This window comes from Microbacterium sp. MDV22-iso44 (assembly GCF_058629135.1).
The window spans coordinates 995,017-1,009,241 of sequence record NZ_JBZVWS010000001.1; the positions used below are offsets into that span (position 1 = coordinate 995,017).

The 14,225-nt window shown below is 70.2% G+C and carries 16 protein-coding genes; 5 read left to right on the forward strand and 11 right to left on the reverse strand.

The window, feature by feature from the left end:
* Positions 1-21: 21 nt before the first annotated feature.
* Both AC4NN1_RS04915 and AC4NN1_RS04920 read left to right on the forward strand, forming a co-directional pair.
* Positions 22-1,662, forward strand: coding sequence for a sensor histidine kinase (locus AC4NN1_RS04915; protein WP_491954703.1), 1,641 nt, complete (start codon positions 22-24; stop codon positions 1,660-1,662).
* A gap of 116 nt (positions 1,663-1,778) precedes the next feature.
* Positions 1,779-2,066, forward strand: coding sequence for a WXG100 family type VII secretion target (locus tag AC4NN1_RS04920; protein WP_018188580.1), 288 nt, complete (start codon positions 1,779-1,781; stop codon positions 2,064-2,066).
* Between the two features lie 67 nt (positions 2,067-2,133).
* On the opposite strand, the gene groL is transcribed toward AC4NN1_RS04920, so the two are convergent.
* Positions 2,134-3,753, reverse strand: coding sequence for a chaperonin GroEL (gene groL, locus AC4NN1_RS04925; RefSeq protein ID WP_018188581.1), 1,620 nt, complete (start codon positions 3,751-3,753; stop codon positions 2,134-2,136).
* A gap of 237 nt (positions 3,754-3,990) precedes the next feature.
* On the opposite strand from groL, the gene AC4NN1_RS04930 reads away from it, so the two are divergent.
* Positions 3,991-4,515, forward strand: a complete 525-nt coding sequence (locus tag AC4NN1_RS04930) for a DUF4303 domain-containing protein (RefSeq protein ID WP_491954704.1) — start codon at positions 3,991-3,993, stop codon at positions 4,513-4,515.
* Positions 4,516-4,521: 6 nt separating this feature from the next.
* On the opposite strand, the gene AC4NN1_RS04935 is transcribed toward AC4NN1_RS04930, so the two are convergent.
* The 3 genes from AC4NN1_RS04935 to AC4NN1_RS04945 all read right to left on the reverse strand — a co-directional run bounded on the left by AC4NN1_RS04935 (position 4,522) and on the right by AC4NN1_RS04945 (position 5,770).
* Positions 4,522-4,725 (reverse strand): cold-shock protein, encoded by a 204-nt coding sequence (locus AC4NN1_RS04935; protein ID WP_116228710.1) that lies wholly within the window; start codon positions 4,723-4,725, stop codon positions 4,522-4,524.
* Between the two features lie 142 nt (positions 4,726-4,867).
* Positions 4,868-5,500 carry a LytR C-terminal domain-containing protein gene (locus AC4NN1_RS04940; protein WP_018188584.1) on the reverse strand — a complete coding sequence of 211 codons (633 nt, stop codon included), beginning with the start codon at positions 5,498-5,500 and terminating at the stop codon, positions 4,868-4,870.
* A gap of 9 nt (positions 5,501-5,509) precedes the next feature.
* On the reverse strand, positions 5,510-5,770 hold the full coding sequence (locus tag AC4NN1_RS04945; RefSeq protein WP_018188585.1) for a DUF3263 domain-containing protein: 261 nt from the start codon (positions 5,768-5,770) through the stop codon (positions 5,510-5,512).
* Positions 5,771-5,857: 87 nt separating this feature from the next.
* Here AC4NN1_RS04945 and msrB point away from each other — a divergent pair, with 87 nt between their 5' ends.
* Positions 5,858-6,268 (forward strand): peptide-methionine (R)-S-oxide reductase MsrB, encoded by a 411-nt coding sequence (gene msrB / locus AC4NN1_RS04950; RefSeq protein ID WP_018188586.1) that lies wholly within the window; start codon positions 5,858-5,860, stop codon positions 6,266-6,268.
* A 13-nt stretch (positions 6,269-6,281) separates the two neighbouring features.
* Here msrB and AC4NN1_RS04955 read toward each other — a convergent pair whose 3' ends face one another.
* The 3 genes from AC4NN1_RS04955 to AC4NN1_RS04965 all read right to left on the reverse strand — a co-directional run bounded on the left by AC4NN1_RS04955 (position 6,282) and on the right by AC4NN1_RS04965 (position 10,526).
* Complete coding sequence (locus tag AC4NN1_RS04955) at positions 6,282-7,235, reverse strand: DMT family transporter (protein ID WP_491954705.1); 954 nt, start codon at positions 7,233-7,235, stop codon at positions 6,282-6,284.
* A 10-nt stretch (positions 7,236-7,245) separates the two neighbouring features.
* A complete protein-coding gene (locus AC4NN1_RS04960) occupies positions 7,246-8,274 on the reverse strand; it encodes a 6-phosphofructokinase (RefSeq protein WP_018188588.1) in 1,029 nt (342 codons plus the stop codon).
* A 95-nt stretch (positions 8,275-8,369) separates the two neighbouring features.
* Positions 8,370-10,526, reverse strand: a complete 2,157-nt coding sequence (locus tag AC4NN1_RS04965; protein ID WP_020096854.1) for a DEAD/DEAH box helicase — start codon at positions 10,524-10,526, stop codon at positions 8,370-8,372.
* Between the two features lie 224 nt (positions 10,527-10,750).
* Here AC4NN1_RS04965 and deoC point away from each other — a divergent pair, with 224 nt between their 5' ends.
* Complete coding sequence (gene deoC / locus AC4NN1_RS04970; protein ID WP_491954706.1) at positions 10,751-11,461, forward strand: deoxyribose-phosphate aldolase; 711 nt, start codon at positions 10,751-10,753, stop codon at positions 11,459-11,461.
* A 23-nt stretch (positions 11,462-11,484) separates the two neighbouring features.
* Here deoC and AC4NN1_RS04975 read toward each other — a convergent pair whose 3' ends face one another.
* From AC4NN1_RS04975 to truB, 4 genes are read right to left on the reverse strand one after another with little or no spacing between them, the layout of a single operon-like run.
* Positions 11,485-12,450 (reverse strand): bifunctional riboflavin kinase/FAD synthetase, encoded by a 966-nt coding sequence (locus AC4NN1_RS04975; protein ID WP_491954707.1) that lies wholly within the window; start codon positions 12,448-12,450, stop codon positions 11,485-11,487.
* Positions 12,447-12,908, reverse strand: a complete 462-nt coding sequence (locus AC4NN1_RS04980; protein WP_116228704.1) for a hypothetical protein — start codon at positions 12,906-12,908, stop codon at positions 12,447-12,449. The genes AC4NN1_RS04975 and AC4NN1_RS04980 overlap by 4 nt, the downstream gene beginning before the upstream one ends.
* Before the next feature lie 56 nt (positions 12,909-12,964).
* Entirely contained in the window at positions 12,965-13,333 is a 369-nt protein-coding gene (locus AC4NN1_RS04985; protein ID WP_018188593.1) for a hypothetical protein, read from the reverse strand.
* The gene (gene truB / locus AC4NN1_RS04990) at positions 13,330-14,223 is read right to left on the reverse strand and encodes a tRNA pseudouridine(55) synthase TruB (RefSeq protein ID WP_491954708.1); all 894 of its coding nucleotides are present in this window, start codon (positions 14,221-14,223) and stop codon (positions 13,330-13,332) included. Before truB ends, AC4NN1_RS04985 begins: the two co-directional genes overlap by 4 nt.
* Positions 14,224-14,225 lie beyond the last annotated feature (2 nt).

Genomic DNA, 14,225 nt, shown 5'->3' on the forward strand with positions numbered 1-14,225 from the left:
CTGCGCACGAAAGTCACCGGCGTGACGGTGAGCATCCTGGCATTCGGGATGATCGCCGCCGGCGTCGGCACCATGATCTTCCTGCGGAACGCCCAGCTCGGTGCCGTCGATCAGTCGCTGACCCAGACGGTCACGACCGACATCGCGAGCAACCTCATGAACGTCACGCTCGACGACGGCGAAGCCACCTTCACCCCGATCGCCGCGGCGCCGACCGACTTCTCGGTCGCGGTGTACAGCGGTAAGGGCAAAGGCGAGCGTCTGGCCGTGGCGGGCGGTGACGACACCCTCTCGCCGCCCGCCTTCCCCGAGACGTTCTCGCTCGATCAGACGGTGCTCGACGGAACGGCGCCGTTCGATCTGCCGTCGGCCGACGGGACCGTGCGCTACCGCGCCAGTGTCGACACCCTCCCGATCCCGGGCTCGCGGGAGTACTACACGCAGCTGGTCGCCCTGCCGCTCAACGACGTGAACCGGACGGTCGCCAACTACATCGGCATCTACACCGCCCTCGCCCTCTTCACGATCGTCTGCAGCGCGATCCTGACCCGCGGACTGGTGACCCTGGCGTTCCGCGGCCTCGGCCAGGTCGAGTCCACCGCCATGACCATCGCGCAGGGCGATTTCAGCCAGCGCATGAGCGACATCGCGCCGGGCACCGAGGTGGGCCGCCTCAAGACCGCGATCAACGTCATGCTCGAGCGGATCGACGAGGCACTGGGCGAACGGGACTCGACGGTCGATCGGATGCGGCGGTTCATCGGCGATGCGAGCCACGAACTCCGCACGCCGCTCGTGACCGTCCGCGGCTACGCCGAGCTCTACCGCATGGGCGCCATCCAGGACCCGGAGCAGACGGCGCAGGCGATGGAGCGCATCGAGAAAGAGGCGATCCGCATGGGTGCCCTCGTCGAAGACCTCCTCGCCCTCGCACGGCTCGACGAACAGCGCGACGTCGCCGTGGTGCCGGTCGACCTGCGCCCGATCGCCCGCGATGCCGCACTCGACGCGCGCGCGGCATCCCCCGATCGCGACGTCTCGTTCCTCGGCCAGACCTCGACCTCCCCGGTCCCGATGGCGGTCTTCCCCGCGCAGGACCCCTCGCCCAAGCGGCGAGGCGGCGCCATCGCGGGAGCCGGCCGGCTCCTGCGCCGTCGGAATCGAGCGGATGCCGCGTCCCCCGACCAGGCGACCGAGCCGATCCTGCTGCACCTGCCGCAGCCGGTCGTGCCGATCGTCCTCGGTGACGAGAACCGCATCCGCCAGGTCGTCGCGAATCTGCTCGGCAACGCCCGCCGGTACACCCCGGCAGGATCGCCGATCGAACTCTCCGTGGGAGCGGACCTCGAGACCGGTCGCGGCTGGATCTCGGTCGCCGACCACGGCGAGGGCGTCCCCCAGCAGATCCGCAGCAAGATCTTCCAGCGCTTCTGGCGCGCCGACTCCTCGCGCACGCGCGAGACGGGCGGCTCCGGGCTCGGCCTGTCGATCGTCGCGTCCATCGTCGCGACGCTGCAGGGCACGATCGAGGTCACCGACACCGCCGGCGGCGGCGCGACGTTCACGGTGTCACTCCCGCTCGCGACGGATCGAGCGACCGCCGGGGCGGCTCTCGACGTCGCGACGCAGCCGCTCCCGCGGACACCGCGCAGCGAGAGCTGAACAGCCTCCTCCCCAGCGCACGACGGGGCGGATGCCTCTCCCCAGGCGGCGAGGATGCGCGAAGGGCCCGGCGCGGGTCTTTAGCGTGGCGGCATCCCATTCGAAAGGAACCCGTCATGACCGCCTTCACCGTCGACAGCGACGCCGTCCTCGCCGCCACCACCACGATCCGTGCCACGGGCGACCGTGTGCAGTCCGAGACCGCCGCGATGCTCGGTCATCTGACCCAGCTGCAGGGTTCGTGGACGGGCAGCGCGTCGGTCGCCTTCCAGGGCGTGGTCGAGCGCTGGCGCGCCGCACAGCGGGAATTGGATGCCGCCCTCGGCGACATCAGCACCGCGCTCGCCACCGTCGGCCAGCAGTACGCGCAGACCGAGATGGCCGCCGCGGGCATGTTCCGCTGACGCGTCCGCGAACGACGAAGGGCCCCTCCCGGAGGAGGGGCCCTTCGTGCTGGCTGTCAGCGCTGGATCAGAAGTCCATGCCGCCGGTCGGGTCGCCGGCCGGAGCCGCCGCCTTCTCGGGCTTGTCGGCCACGACGACCTCGGTGGTGAGGAACAGGCCGGCGATGGACGCCGCGTTCTGCAGCGCCGAGCGGGTGACCTTGGCCGGGTCGATGATGCCGGCGGCGAACATGTCGACGTACTCGCCGGTCGCCGCGTTGAGGCCCTGGCCCGCGGGGAGCTCGGCGACCTTGTTCGAGACGACACCCGGCTCGAGGCCGGCGTTGAGGGCGATCTGCTTCAGCGGAGCCTGGATGGCGACCTTGACGATGTTCGCACCCGTCGCCTCGTCACCGACGAGCTCGAGCTTTGCGAACGCCTTCTCGCCGGCCTGGATGAGCGCGACGCCACCACCGGGGACGATGCCCTCCTCGACGGCTGCCTTCGCGTTGCGGACGGCGTCCTCGATGCGGTGCTTGCGCTCCTTGAGCTCGACCTCGGTCGCGGCTCCGGCCTTGATGACGGCGACGCCACCGGCGAGCTTCGCGAGGCGCTCCTGGAGCTTCTCGCGGTCGTAGTCGCTGTCGGTGTTGTCGATCTCGCGGCGGATCTGGGTCACGCGACCCTCGATCTGCGCTGCGTCACCGGCACCCTCGACGATGGTGGTCTCGTCCTTGGTGATGATGACCTTGCGCGCGCGGCCGAGCAGGTCGAGGGTGGCGTTCTCGAGCTTGAGACCGACCTCCTCGGTGATGACCTGGCCACCCGTGAGGATCGCGATGTCCTGCAGCTGGGCCTTGCGGCGGTCGCCGAAGCCGGGAGCCTTGACGGCAGCCGACTTGAAGATGCCGCGGATCTTGTTGAGCACGAGCGTCGCGAGAGCCTCGCCCTCGACGTCCTCGGCGATGATGAGGAGCTCCTTGCCGTCCTGGATCACCTTGTCGACGACGGGCAGAAGGTCCTTGATGTTCGAGATCTTCTGGTTCGCGATGAGGATGTAGGGGTCCTCGAAGACGGCTTCCTGACGGTCGGCGTCGGTGACGAAGTAGGGGTTGATGTAGCCCTTGTCGAAGCGCATGCCCTCGGTGAGCTCGAGCTCGGTGCCGAAGGTGTTGGACTCCTCGACGGTGACGACGCCTTCCTTGCCCACCTTGTCGATGGCCTCGGCGATCAGGGCGCCGATCTCGGGGTCGGCAGCCGAGATGGATGCCGTCGCCGCGATCTGGTCCTTGGTCTCGATCTCCTTCGCGCCGGCGAGCAGCTCGTCGGAGAGAGCCTTGACGGCCTTCTCGATGCCCTTCTTGAGCGAGATGGGGTCGGCGCCGGCTGCGACGTTGCGCAGACCTTCACGCACGAGCGCCTGGGCGAGGACCGTAGCGGTCGTCGTACCGTCACCGGCGACGTCGTCGGTCTTCTTGGCGACCTCCTTGACGAGCTCCGCGCCGATCTTCTCGTACGGGTCGTCGAGCTCGATCTCCTTGGCGATCGACACGCCGTCGTTCGTGATCGTGGGGGCGCCCCACTTCTTCTCGAGCACGACGTTGCGGCCGCGGGGGCCGAGCGTCACCTTGACGGCGTCGGCCAGGGTGTTGAGGCCGCGCTCGAGGCCGCGGCGGGCCTCTTCGTCGAAAGCGATGATCTTTGCCATAAGTGTGTCGTCCCTCCCGGACGTGAGGTTCAGTACCGTGCCCCCAGGGGCTGGGAGCGGGATCGTTCTGGCACTCAGGATGAGTGAGTGCTAAATCATTCTGGCACTCGACCATAGGGAGTGCAAGCCGTGAGGCCGCGACCCGCGCTACCGTGGTCGGCGCCGCGCCGATGCCGACGACGGCGTCCGATGCCCGGGGTGCCGAACGGGTTCAGACCTACGAGAGGGGATCGTTCCGTGAACCGTGACGACGTGCGACGGGCGCTGCGGGAAGCCACTGTCGCCGCCTTCGACGAGACGATCGAGACCCTCACCGGCGATCGGGTGTACGCGGTCGCCCTGACCACGGACGACGGGGCGATGAGCGCCGGGCTCTGCATCACCACCGTCGAGCACTACCAGTCGAAGAGGTCGAAAGCGGATGCCGCCGGCGACCTCGCCTCCCCCGGGTACGACGCCTATTTGCGGTGGGACACCGCCGAGTGGCGCGACGAGCTGGCGGGCTGGGAGCACTTCGCACTGATCTCCCGGGTGCTCGAGGACTCGTCGGACGACGCCGACGGCTGGTTCGAGGAACACATCGATGCGCTGATCGCCGCCCTCGCGCACCTGCGGGCCGAGCGCGCAGAAGCGCTTGCCGGAGTCACCCTCTTCGTCTCCGTCACCGACAGCGACGAGACGGAGGCCATCGAGAACCGCTCCGCCCGAGAGCTGAATCCGCCCGAGCTGAGCGGACGCTTCCTGAGCCGATACGAGACCTGACAGGCGTCAGGCGACGACGCGGACGGACTCGGCCTGCGGGCCCTTCTGCCCGGCGCCGACGGTGAACTCGACGGCCTGCCCCTCCTCGAGGACCCGGAAGCCCGACATGTCGATGTTGGAGTAGTGGACGAAGACGTCCTGTCCGTCACCGAGGGTGATGAAGCCGAAGCCCTTCTCGGCGTTGAACCACTTGACGGTTCCCTGGGTCATGCGAATCTCCTGAAGCTGTGGGACATCGAAATGCTAGCCACGGCTCCGCGCTCGCAGACGCCGTTCGGGACTTTGTTGACGCCCCCGAACCGAAGTGTTTACGGCGTCGAAACACGCCGCCGGGAGGGCGACGTGTGCTCCGTCATTCGCTGCCGAAGTCGAGGCCGACCACGACGACCAACTGGGGCCGGCTCGCGCCGTCCGCCGCCGTCGTCTCGGGCGGCGCGACGACCTGATACGTGTCGTCGAGCGACACCTCGGCGCCGCCGATCGCGTCCGCCAGTCCGCGGGCAGCCGCTTCGTCCGCTGGTTGCGCGTAGTAGACAGTGGTCGTCGGGAAGTCGGTGGAGCTCGCGTTGCTCACCTCGACGTCGGCGTCGGCCCAGCCCGCGGCGATGACCTGATCGCGGATCCGGGCACCCAGGCCCGTCTCGGCCGTCGCGTTCAGCACGAGGACCTGGTACGAGGTGTCGACCTTGGGAGCGACGACCTGGGAGGTGCCGCTGGGCCCGGCCGCCGGCCCGAAGGAGAGGCGTCCTGTCGAGAGCAGCGTGCCGAAGACACCCGCGGCGACGATCGCGACGGTCGCGACGGCAGACCAGAAGACGATGAGCCCGATCCGGAGCCGGGGGTTCTCGGCGCGGTGCGCGCCGACTCGCGACACGTTCGGGGAGACGTCGTCGAAACGGTCGGTGGCGGCGGGACGACCCGTCGAGGCGGAGAGGGCCGTCGGGTCGGGCTGCTCTTGCTCAGGCGGGGATGTCGGAGACGGCACCCGAGGATCCTATCGGGCGGAGGCCGGGAGGATCCTGGCGCGGCTGCGGCGCTCGCGCTCCTGGTCGGCGTGGAGACGCCGGAGGCGGTGCACCAGGACCGGATCGTGGGCGACGGCATCCGCGGACTCGAGAATGCGTCCGAGGAGCTGGTAGTACCGCGCGGGCGTCAGCGAGAGCTCCGCTCGGAGTGCTTCCTCCTTGGCCCCGGAGTGACCGTGCCACCGCGCCTCGAAGTCGAGGACGGCTCGGTCGCGGTCGGAAAGGGGCACTCTCCCACCGTACGACCGTCATCGGGCGACACCGCGGAACATCCGGGCGGTTCGTCCGGTTGAATAGGACGAGGGAAGGAAGAACACATGAGCTATCGCGTGGAGAAGACCGACGAGCAGTGGCGTGAGGAGCTGACGCCCGAGCAGTACGCCGTCCTGCGCCAGGCCGGCACGGAGCGCGCCTGGACCGGTGAGCTCCTCGACGAGGAGCGGGCCGGGTTCTACACCTGTGCCGCGTGCGGGTCGGAGCTGTTCCAGAGCGGCACGAAGTTCGACTCGCACTGCGGGTGGCCGAGCTTCTACGAGTCCGTGCGCCCCGAGGCGGTCGAACTCATCGAGGACAACAGCCACGGCATGGTGCGCACCGAGGTGCGCTGCGCCAACTGCGGATCGCACCTGGGGCACGTGTTCCCCGACGGTTTCGGCACGCCGACCGGTGACCGCTACTGCATGAACTCGCTGTCGCTGTCGTTCACCCCGAAGGGCGACGGGGCCTGATCCGTCGCGGCGCTCAGCGCCGCACGCGCCAGAACGCTGCGACCGACACCGACGCGAGACCGATCACGACCGTGATCGCCTCGACGAGGAGACCGGGCCCGGCGGGCGCAGGCCAGAGGGCGTCGAGGACCAGCGAGGCGACGAGCTGGCCCGAGACGGCCGCCAGGCCGAACAGCAGGACACCGGTCCGCGCCACGATCGCGGCCGACATGACGATGTATGTCACACCCAGGACGCCCCCGAGGTAGAGCCACGGCTCACCCGGGGGCGTTGCGGGTGGTCCGCCTACGAGGGTAACGATGACCGCCAGTACCGTGAGGATGACGGTGCCGACGACGAAGTTGACGAGCGTCGCTGTCAGGGGCGTACCCACGCGGGCGCGCAGCCTGCCGTTGGTGGCCTGCTGCCACGCGAGGCCGACACCCACGAAGACCGGCAGGATCACCATCCACACCGGTACCCCGGCCAGTCCGTCCCCGGCGATCAGCATGACGGCCACCGCACCGAGCGCGAGCACCCCGCCGACCACGCGCGGTACTGTGACGGCCACGACGCCTCCCGGGCCGAAGCCGATCCGGTCGAAGACCAAGCCGCCCACCGTCTGCCCGGCCACGATGCCGACGGTGAACAGCGACACGCCGACGATGCCGACCGCGAAGCTCTGCGTCCCGACGGTGAACGCGCCGGCTGCGCCGCCCACCAGCATCCACCAGGGGATCGTGTGATCACGGATGCCGCGAGCCAGGGCACCGGCGCCGCGCCTGCCCGCGGGGGTGAGCACGCTGATGAGCGCAATCAGCAGCAGTCCGCTCGCGAACGAGATGACGGCTGCGGCCATCGCGTGCTCGAGACGGACGCCGAGCTGCCCGTTGATGCGGGCCTGGACGGCGGTGAGCACGCCGACCGACACCGCCCCAGAGAGGGCAGCGGCGACGGATGCCGGGGCTGAAGAGGACGCAGTCGTCACGCGGACCGGCTCAGCCGAACAGCGCGGCGGCTTCTTCGTAGCGGTGCGGCGGAACCGTGTGGAGGGACCCGAGGGCCTCGGCGAAGGGGACGCGCACGATCTCGGTGCCCTGCATCGCGACCATCTGACCCCATGCGCCGTCGACGATCGCGTCGGCGGCGTGCAGGCCCAGTCTGGTGGCGAGGACGCGGTCGAAGCCCGACGGCGATCCGCCGCGCTGGATGTGACCGAGGACGGTCGAGCGGGTCTCGATGCCCGTGATCCGTTCGATCTCGGGCGCGAGGATCTCGCTGATGCCGCCGAGACGCGGGCGGTTGAACGCGTCGAGACCCTTGTCACTGAAGGCCTCGTCCATGCCCGTGAGCTTGAAGCCCTCCGAGACGACGACCAGCGGCGCGCGGCCGCGGTCGTGGGCCTTGGTCACCTGCTCGGCGATGTCGTCGATCGACATGGGCTGCTCGGGGATGCAGATGACATGGGCGCCCGCCGCGATACCCGAGTGCAGGGCGATCCAGCCGACGTGGCGCCCCATGACCTCGGCGACCATGCAGCGCTGGTGGGAGTCGCCCGTGGTCCGCAGCCGGTCCATCGCCTCGGTGGCGATGTTCACGGCGGTGTCGAAACCGAAGGAGTAGTCGGTGGCGTGCAGGTCGTTGTCGATCGTCTTCGGCACGCCGAGGACGTTGATCCCGTCCTTGTGCAAGCGGTCCGCCGCGGCGAGCGTTCCCTCGCCGCCGATCGCGACGATGCCGTCGAGACGGTGCCCGTACATCGTCTTGGAGATGTTCTCGGCGCCGCCGCGCGGCCCCTCGTAGGGGTTGGTGCGGCTCGTCCCGAGGATCGTGCCGCCGACCTTCGACAGCCCCTTCACCTCGTGACGGGTCAGGGGGAAGAAGTCACCGTCGACCACGCCGCGCCACCCGTCGCGGATGCCCACGAACTCGATGTCGTAGGTCGTCGTGCCCTTCAGCACGATGCCCCGGATGACGGCGTTCAGTCCGGGACAGTCGCCGCCGCTCGTGAGGATACCGATCTTCATGGGTGGTCCTTTGGGTGATATCGGGTTGGTGCTGGGGGCGACGCTGCCTCCACGACACTAGCGTCGCGGCGGCATCCCCTGCCAGCGGAGCGACCTCAGGCCGCGCCGAGGGCCTGCCGCAGGAGGTGCATCAGCGCCGACAGCTGCACGGAGTCGCTCGAGGTCGGGTCGACCGCGTCGCCGTCGAGGGCGCGCTGAGCGAGCCCCTGTTTGCTGTCGATGAGCTCGGCGATCTTCGTGTCGATCGTGTGCGCCGCAATGATGCGCCACGCGGTGACCGGCTCGCCCTGGCCGATGCGATGCACGCGGTCGATCGCCTGCGTCTGCTCGGCCGCGGTCCAGCTGAGCTCGGCGAGGACCACGTTCGAGGCGGCCTGCAGGTTGAGGCCGACACCGGCGGCCGTCAGCGAGCACACCGCGATCGCGACGTCCGGCTCGCCGTTGAAGGCATCGATGGCCTGCTGGCGGACGGGCGTCGTCTGGTCGCCGCGGATCGAGACGGTGCGGAGCCCCGCCGACGCGAAGTGCGCCTCGGCGGCATCCATCACGTCGATGTGCTTCGCGAAGAAGACCACCTTGCCGACCGAGCGCTGCAGCTGCACGGCGTAGTCCGCGGCGAGGTGCGCCTTGGCCTGACCGATGCGGCGGACCATCGTGAAGACGTTCTCGGAGCCGCTGCCGGCGGCCTTGGCCTCTTCGAGCTCACCGTGGGCGACGAGTCTCACGATGTCCTCGTCGGCCTCACCGCGGAGAACGCGGTCGCCGCGGGCCTCGATGATCCGGCGGTACTTCGCCGCCAGACGATCGCCGAGCTCGCGCTCGGCGGCACGGATCGACCGGCCGTATTCGTCGTCGAGCTCGACGGGGAGGTCGGCGACGAGCTTGTCGGGCAGGTCGGCGGCGACGTCCTTCTTCTTGCGTCGAACGATCCCCATCGAGATCACGGCGGAGCGCGCCTCGGGGTAGAACGCCTTGTCGGCGGGGGTAAGGCCGGTCTCGTCGAGGCGCGCCATGAGCTCGGGGCCCGGCTTCTCACCGTTCGTCCAGCCGAGGAAACGCCAGATGGCGTCGAAGTCCTCGACGTCGTTGATGAGGGGCGTACCCGTCAGCGCCAGCAGGAGCGGGTCGCGCACCTGCTCGCGGATCCGCGACCCGAGGGCGAGCACGTTCCGGGACCGCTGCGAGGTCAGGTTCTTGATGAAGTGGGCCTCGTCGACGACCATGCCCTGCAGCCCGATCGAGCTCAGCCAGGCGAGGTGACGGTCGAGGATCTCGTAGTTGACGATGAAGACGTCGGCGAAGGCGTCCATCGTCTCGCCGTCGCCCTGGATGACGGTCGCGCGTCGCTGCGGCGTCCACCGCTCGACCTCGCGTGCCCAGTTCATCTTCACGACGTTGGGGACGACGACCAGGAGCGGGTAGGCGTCGGCGACGGATGCCGCGAGCACCGACTGCGCCGTCTTGCCGAGACCCGGCTCGTCGGCGAGCAGGAAGCTGCGGTGTCCGGAGCGCACGGCTTCGAGGAACCGCGACTGGTGCTGCATGACCTCGAGGCCCTTGGGCGAGAGGCGGTCGAACTCGGGCACCGGAGGCAGATCCATCGACGCGGCGCCGCCGCCGGCACCCGTCTCGAAGGCCTTGTACAGCGGGCCCATGAGCTCCCAGCCGTCGAGTCGGCGACGCGGCGTGGGTGCGACGGCGCGGAGCGCGGCGTCCGGGGACAGGAAGGGGTTCGACTCCTTGCGCGCCTCGACCTGCGGCGGCACGACCTGACGGTCGGCGACGCCCTCGGGCACGACGGGGGTCTGCGCGGGCTTCGCATCGGTGATGATCAGCTCATCCTCGGGCAGGTCGGCGCCCGACTCGATGAGCCAGTCGCGACGCATGCGACGGGCGACCGGCGACGTCGCCTGGTCGACCTCGAGCAGCTGGATGAGCGAGGTGTCGCGCGCGGCGGTCTTGGCGAGGATCGTCGCGACGCCGTCGAGCCGCTTGAGCAGCTCGGCTCGGGCGCCGTCGGCGATGTCGGTCGCGGCCTTGACGCGGGCGCGCTCCTCGCGGACGAGGAACGCGATCACCTGGAACTTGACCCGATTGGTCGGCCCCAGCTTTCCGCGCTGCGCCTTGGCTTCGACCTCGCGTACCTTGCGGGCGAGGATCGGGATGAGGGGTGCTTCGTCGTCTCGACGCGACGACGATCCCCGGCGACGCCGAGCGGCGGTCTTGGGGGCGGTGGCTGCCGTGGTCGGCATGCTCCTCCTGAGCGTGACACCGGCGGTGCCGGCGGTGGCCGTCGATGACGACGGTCTTACGGGACCGCGACGGTGCAGTCGCGGTGCGTTATGGTCCCCGGATCCCCCGGCTGCGGGCACTCGCTTCTGCGAGCTGCGGCGACGGAAGGATCCTTCTCCCCCAGTCTAGCGTGTCCTCGCGACCCCGAACGTCGCCTCGCGGGTGGGCGCGTACGCTGGGAACCATGCCCACCGAACGTGAACTCGCCGCCACCATCGACCACGCGATCCTGAAGCCCGAGCTGACCCGGGCCGACGTCGACGCGGAGCTCGACATCGCGGCCGAGTGGGGCGTCTTCAGCGTCTGCGTGCGCCCGAGCGACATCCCCCACGCCGTCGTGCGCCTCGCCGGCACCGGTGTCGCGGTCGGCACGGTCATCGGCTTCCCGCACGGCACGACGTCGACGGTCGCGAAGGTCGCCGAGACCCGTCAGGCCATCGCCGACGGCGCCGCCGAGGTCGACATGGTCGTCAACATCGCCGCCCTCCGCTCCGGGTTCGACGACGTCGTCGTCAGCGACATCCGCGCGGTCGTCGAGGCGGCCGGCGGTCGCGTCACCAAGGTCATCCTCGAGACGGCACTCCTCGACGACGAGCAGATCGAGCGCGGCAGCCGCCTCACCGAAGCGGGAGGCGCGCACTTCGTCAAGACCTCCACGGGCTTCGCCGGCGGCGGCGCGACGGTCCCCCACGTCGAACTCATGCGGCGCACCGTCGGCGCGGGCGTCGAGGTGAAGGCATCCGGCGGCGTCCGCAGCTACGCCGACGCGCTCGCCATGATCGAGGCCGGCGCCTCGCGCCTGGGCACCAGCGGCAGCGCCGTCATCCTCGGTGAAGCACGTCGAGTGGATGCCGGGGCCGCAGCCACCGGCGCCGTCGACGACTCCTCGTACTGAGTCGGTCCGTCAGCGTCGGTTCGTCACCCGCCGGACCGCAGCGCGGCACGGACGTCGGTGACGTCGGCATCCATCTGAGCGATCAGCTTGTCGATGCCCTCGAAGGCCACCATGCCGCGCACACGGGCGACGAACTGCACCTGGACGATGTGCCCGTAGAGGTCGAGGCCGGTCTCGTCGAGGACGTACGCCTCGACCTGGCGGACGGGGACGTCATCGAACGTGGGGTTCGTGCCGATCGAGATGGCCGCGGCGTAACGGGTCGCGGGGGCGTAACCGCCGGCATCCGTCCCCTCGTCGACGAGCCAGCCGGCGTACACGCCGTCGGCGGGGATGAAGCCCTCGGCGTCGGTCGCGAGGTTCGCTGTCGGGTAGCCGAGCTCGCGGCCGCGCTTCAGCCCGTGCACGACCTCGGCCCGGACCGCGTGCGGGCGGCCGAGCAGCCGCGCGGCGTCCTCGACCTGGCCCGCGGCGAGCAGCTCGCGCACCCACGTCGACGAGACGCGACGTCCACCACCCTGCACGTCGCCGACGATGTCCACGGTGAAGCCGTGCCCGCGGCCGAAGTCGACGAGGAACTCCGGCGTACCGGCTCCCCCGCGACCGAAGCGGAAGTCCGCGCCCACCATGACGCAGACGGCACCGAGCGCATCGACGAGGATCCGCTCGGCGAACGTCTCGGGCGCGAGGGCCGCGAGCGCCTCATCGAAGCGGAGGACGAGCACCGCGTCGACCCCCGCGTCGCGGAGCAGGGCGATCTTCTGGTCGACGCTCACGAGGGCCTCGGGGCAGAGCTCCGGGCGCAGCAGGCTCAGGGGGTTGCGGTCGAAGGTCACCGCGACGACGCGGGCCCCGGCATCCGTCGCCGTCACCCGGGCACGGTCGATCACCGCGCGGTGGCCGGAGTGGACGCCGTCGAACTTGCCGATCGCGACGACGCTCGGGCCGAACCCCGCGGGGATCTCGGCGGGGTCGCGGAAGACGATCACGCCGCGCCACCCGTCGTCCGTCCGCGGCGGTGCGCGATGAGCCACCAGAGGCCCAGGAACGGCAGCACGAGCGGGATCAGCACGTACCCGATGCCGTAGCCGGACCAGACCGTCGGGTGGTTGAAGAGCTCGGGGTGAGTCAGCGACAGCGTGCCGACGACGAGGACGCCGACGAGCTCGAACACGATGGCCGCCCAGGCGACGCGGTACCACCGCTCCGACGCGCTGAAGATGAGGGCGAGGGTCGCCAGGATGTAGACGAGGGCCGACAGCGCCGATAGCGAGTACGCGACGGGGGCGTCGTCGAACTCCCGGACGATCTGGACGAACGAGCGTCCCGTCGCGCCCAAGGCCATGATCGCGTAGACGACGACGAGGACACGGCCGACACCGGTCATCCGACGCGGGGATGAGGATGCGGCCGACGGAGCGGGCGGGGTCGGCGCGGTCTCAGGCATGGCATGTCAATCCTACGGCCGCGGCGGGCCGGCCTCGCCGTCGGAGGCGGCGGGGCTCAGGCGACCTGGATCGTCCAGATGACGTTCATCCGCCACACCATGATCGCGATCGCGAACGCGGCGACGCCCATGATGACGGTGCTCCAGCGGCTGCGCTCGATGAGGGCCCAGATGACCGCGGCCGGCGGGATCAGGACCGCCGAGACGAGGTACACCCAGAACTCCAGCAGATCGCCCGACGGCGGGTTGCCCACGAACGGCGCGATGATCGAGATCACGACCTGGACGACCAGGAGGACGAGGATGAGCGCCTGCGTGCCGACCGACAGATCGCTCGGGCGTCGGCCTGCGAGCCCCAGCACCGTGCACAGGAGGCCGGCGATGCAGGCGACGGCGATGAGGACGACGGTGAACCACGCGATCACGGCTGCTCCTCGGGCATGTTCATGAGGCTCTTCACATCCGCCCCGCGCCGTCCGACGATCCCGACGAGCACACCGTCGGGATCGATCGCCGCCGGATTCTCGCCGGTCAGGCGGTCCGCAGCGCCCAGCAGGCGCTTGCCGTGGCGCAGGTCGCGCGCCTCGTCGGCGGTGACCGGGAAGGCGCCGAGAAGGGATGCCGCGACCTCGGCGGCATCCTTCAGCGGCACCTCGGGGGTCAGCTCCACGACGGCTTCGGCGACGTCGAACGGGCCGACGCGCGTGCGGCGGAGCGCGGTCAGGTGGCCGCCGACGCCGAGGTCCGCGCCGAGGTCCCGGGCGAGCGCCCGGATGTAGGTGCCGCTCGAGCAGTCCACGACGACGTCGACGTCGATGACGCGGTCACCGCGGCGGATCTCCCGCACCTCGAACCGGCTGACCACGACGTCGCGGGCTTTCAGCTCGACCTGCTCCCCCGCGCGCGCCAGGTCGTAGGCGCGGCGCCCGCCGACCTTGATCGCCGACACCGTGCTCGGCACCTGCGCCATGGGTCCCGTCAGCGAGCGGATGCCGCGGTGGATCTCCTCATCGGTGACGCCACCGGCATCCGTCGTCGAGGTCTCGACGCCGTCGGCGTCATCGGAGTCCGTCGTGACGCCGAGGCGGATGGTGGCTTCGTAGGTCTTGTCGAGCCCGACGACGTAGGTCAGAAGGCGCGTGGAGTGACCGATCCCGAGGACGAGCAGGCCCGTGGCCATGGGGTCGAGGGTGCCGGCGTGGCCGATCTTGCGCGTGTTCAGCGCGCGGCGGGCGCGCGCCACGATGTCGTGGCTGGTGACGCCGCCGGGCTTGTCGACGAGGAGGATCCCGCCGCTCCCCTGACTCTGGTGCATGG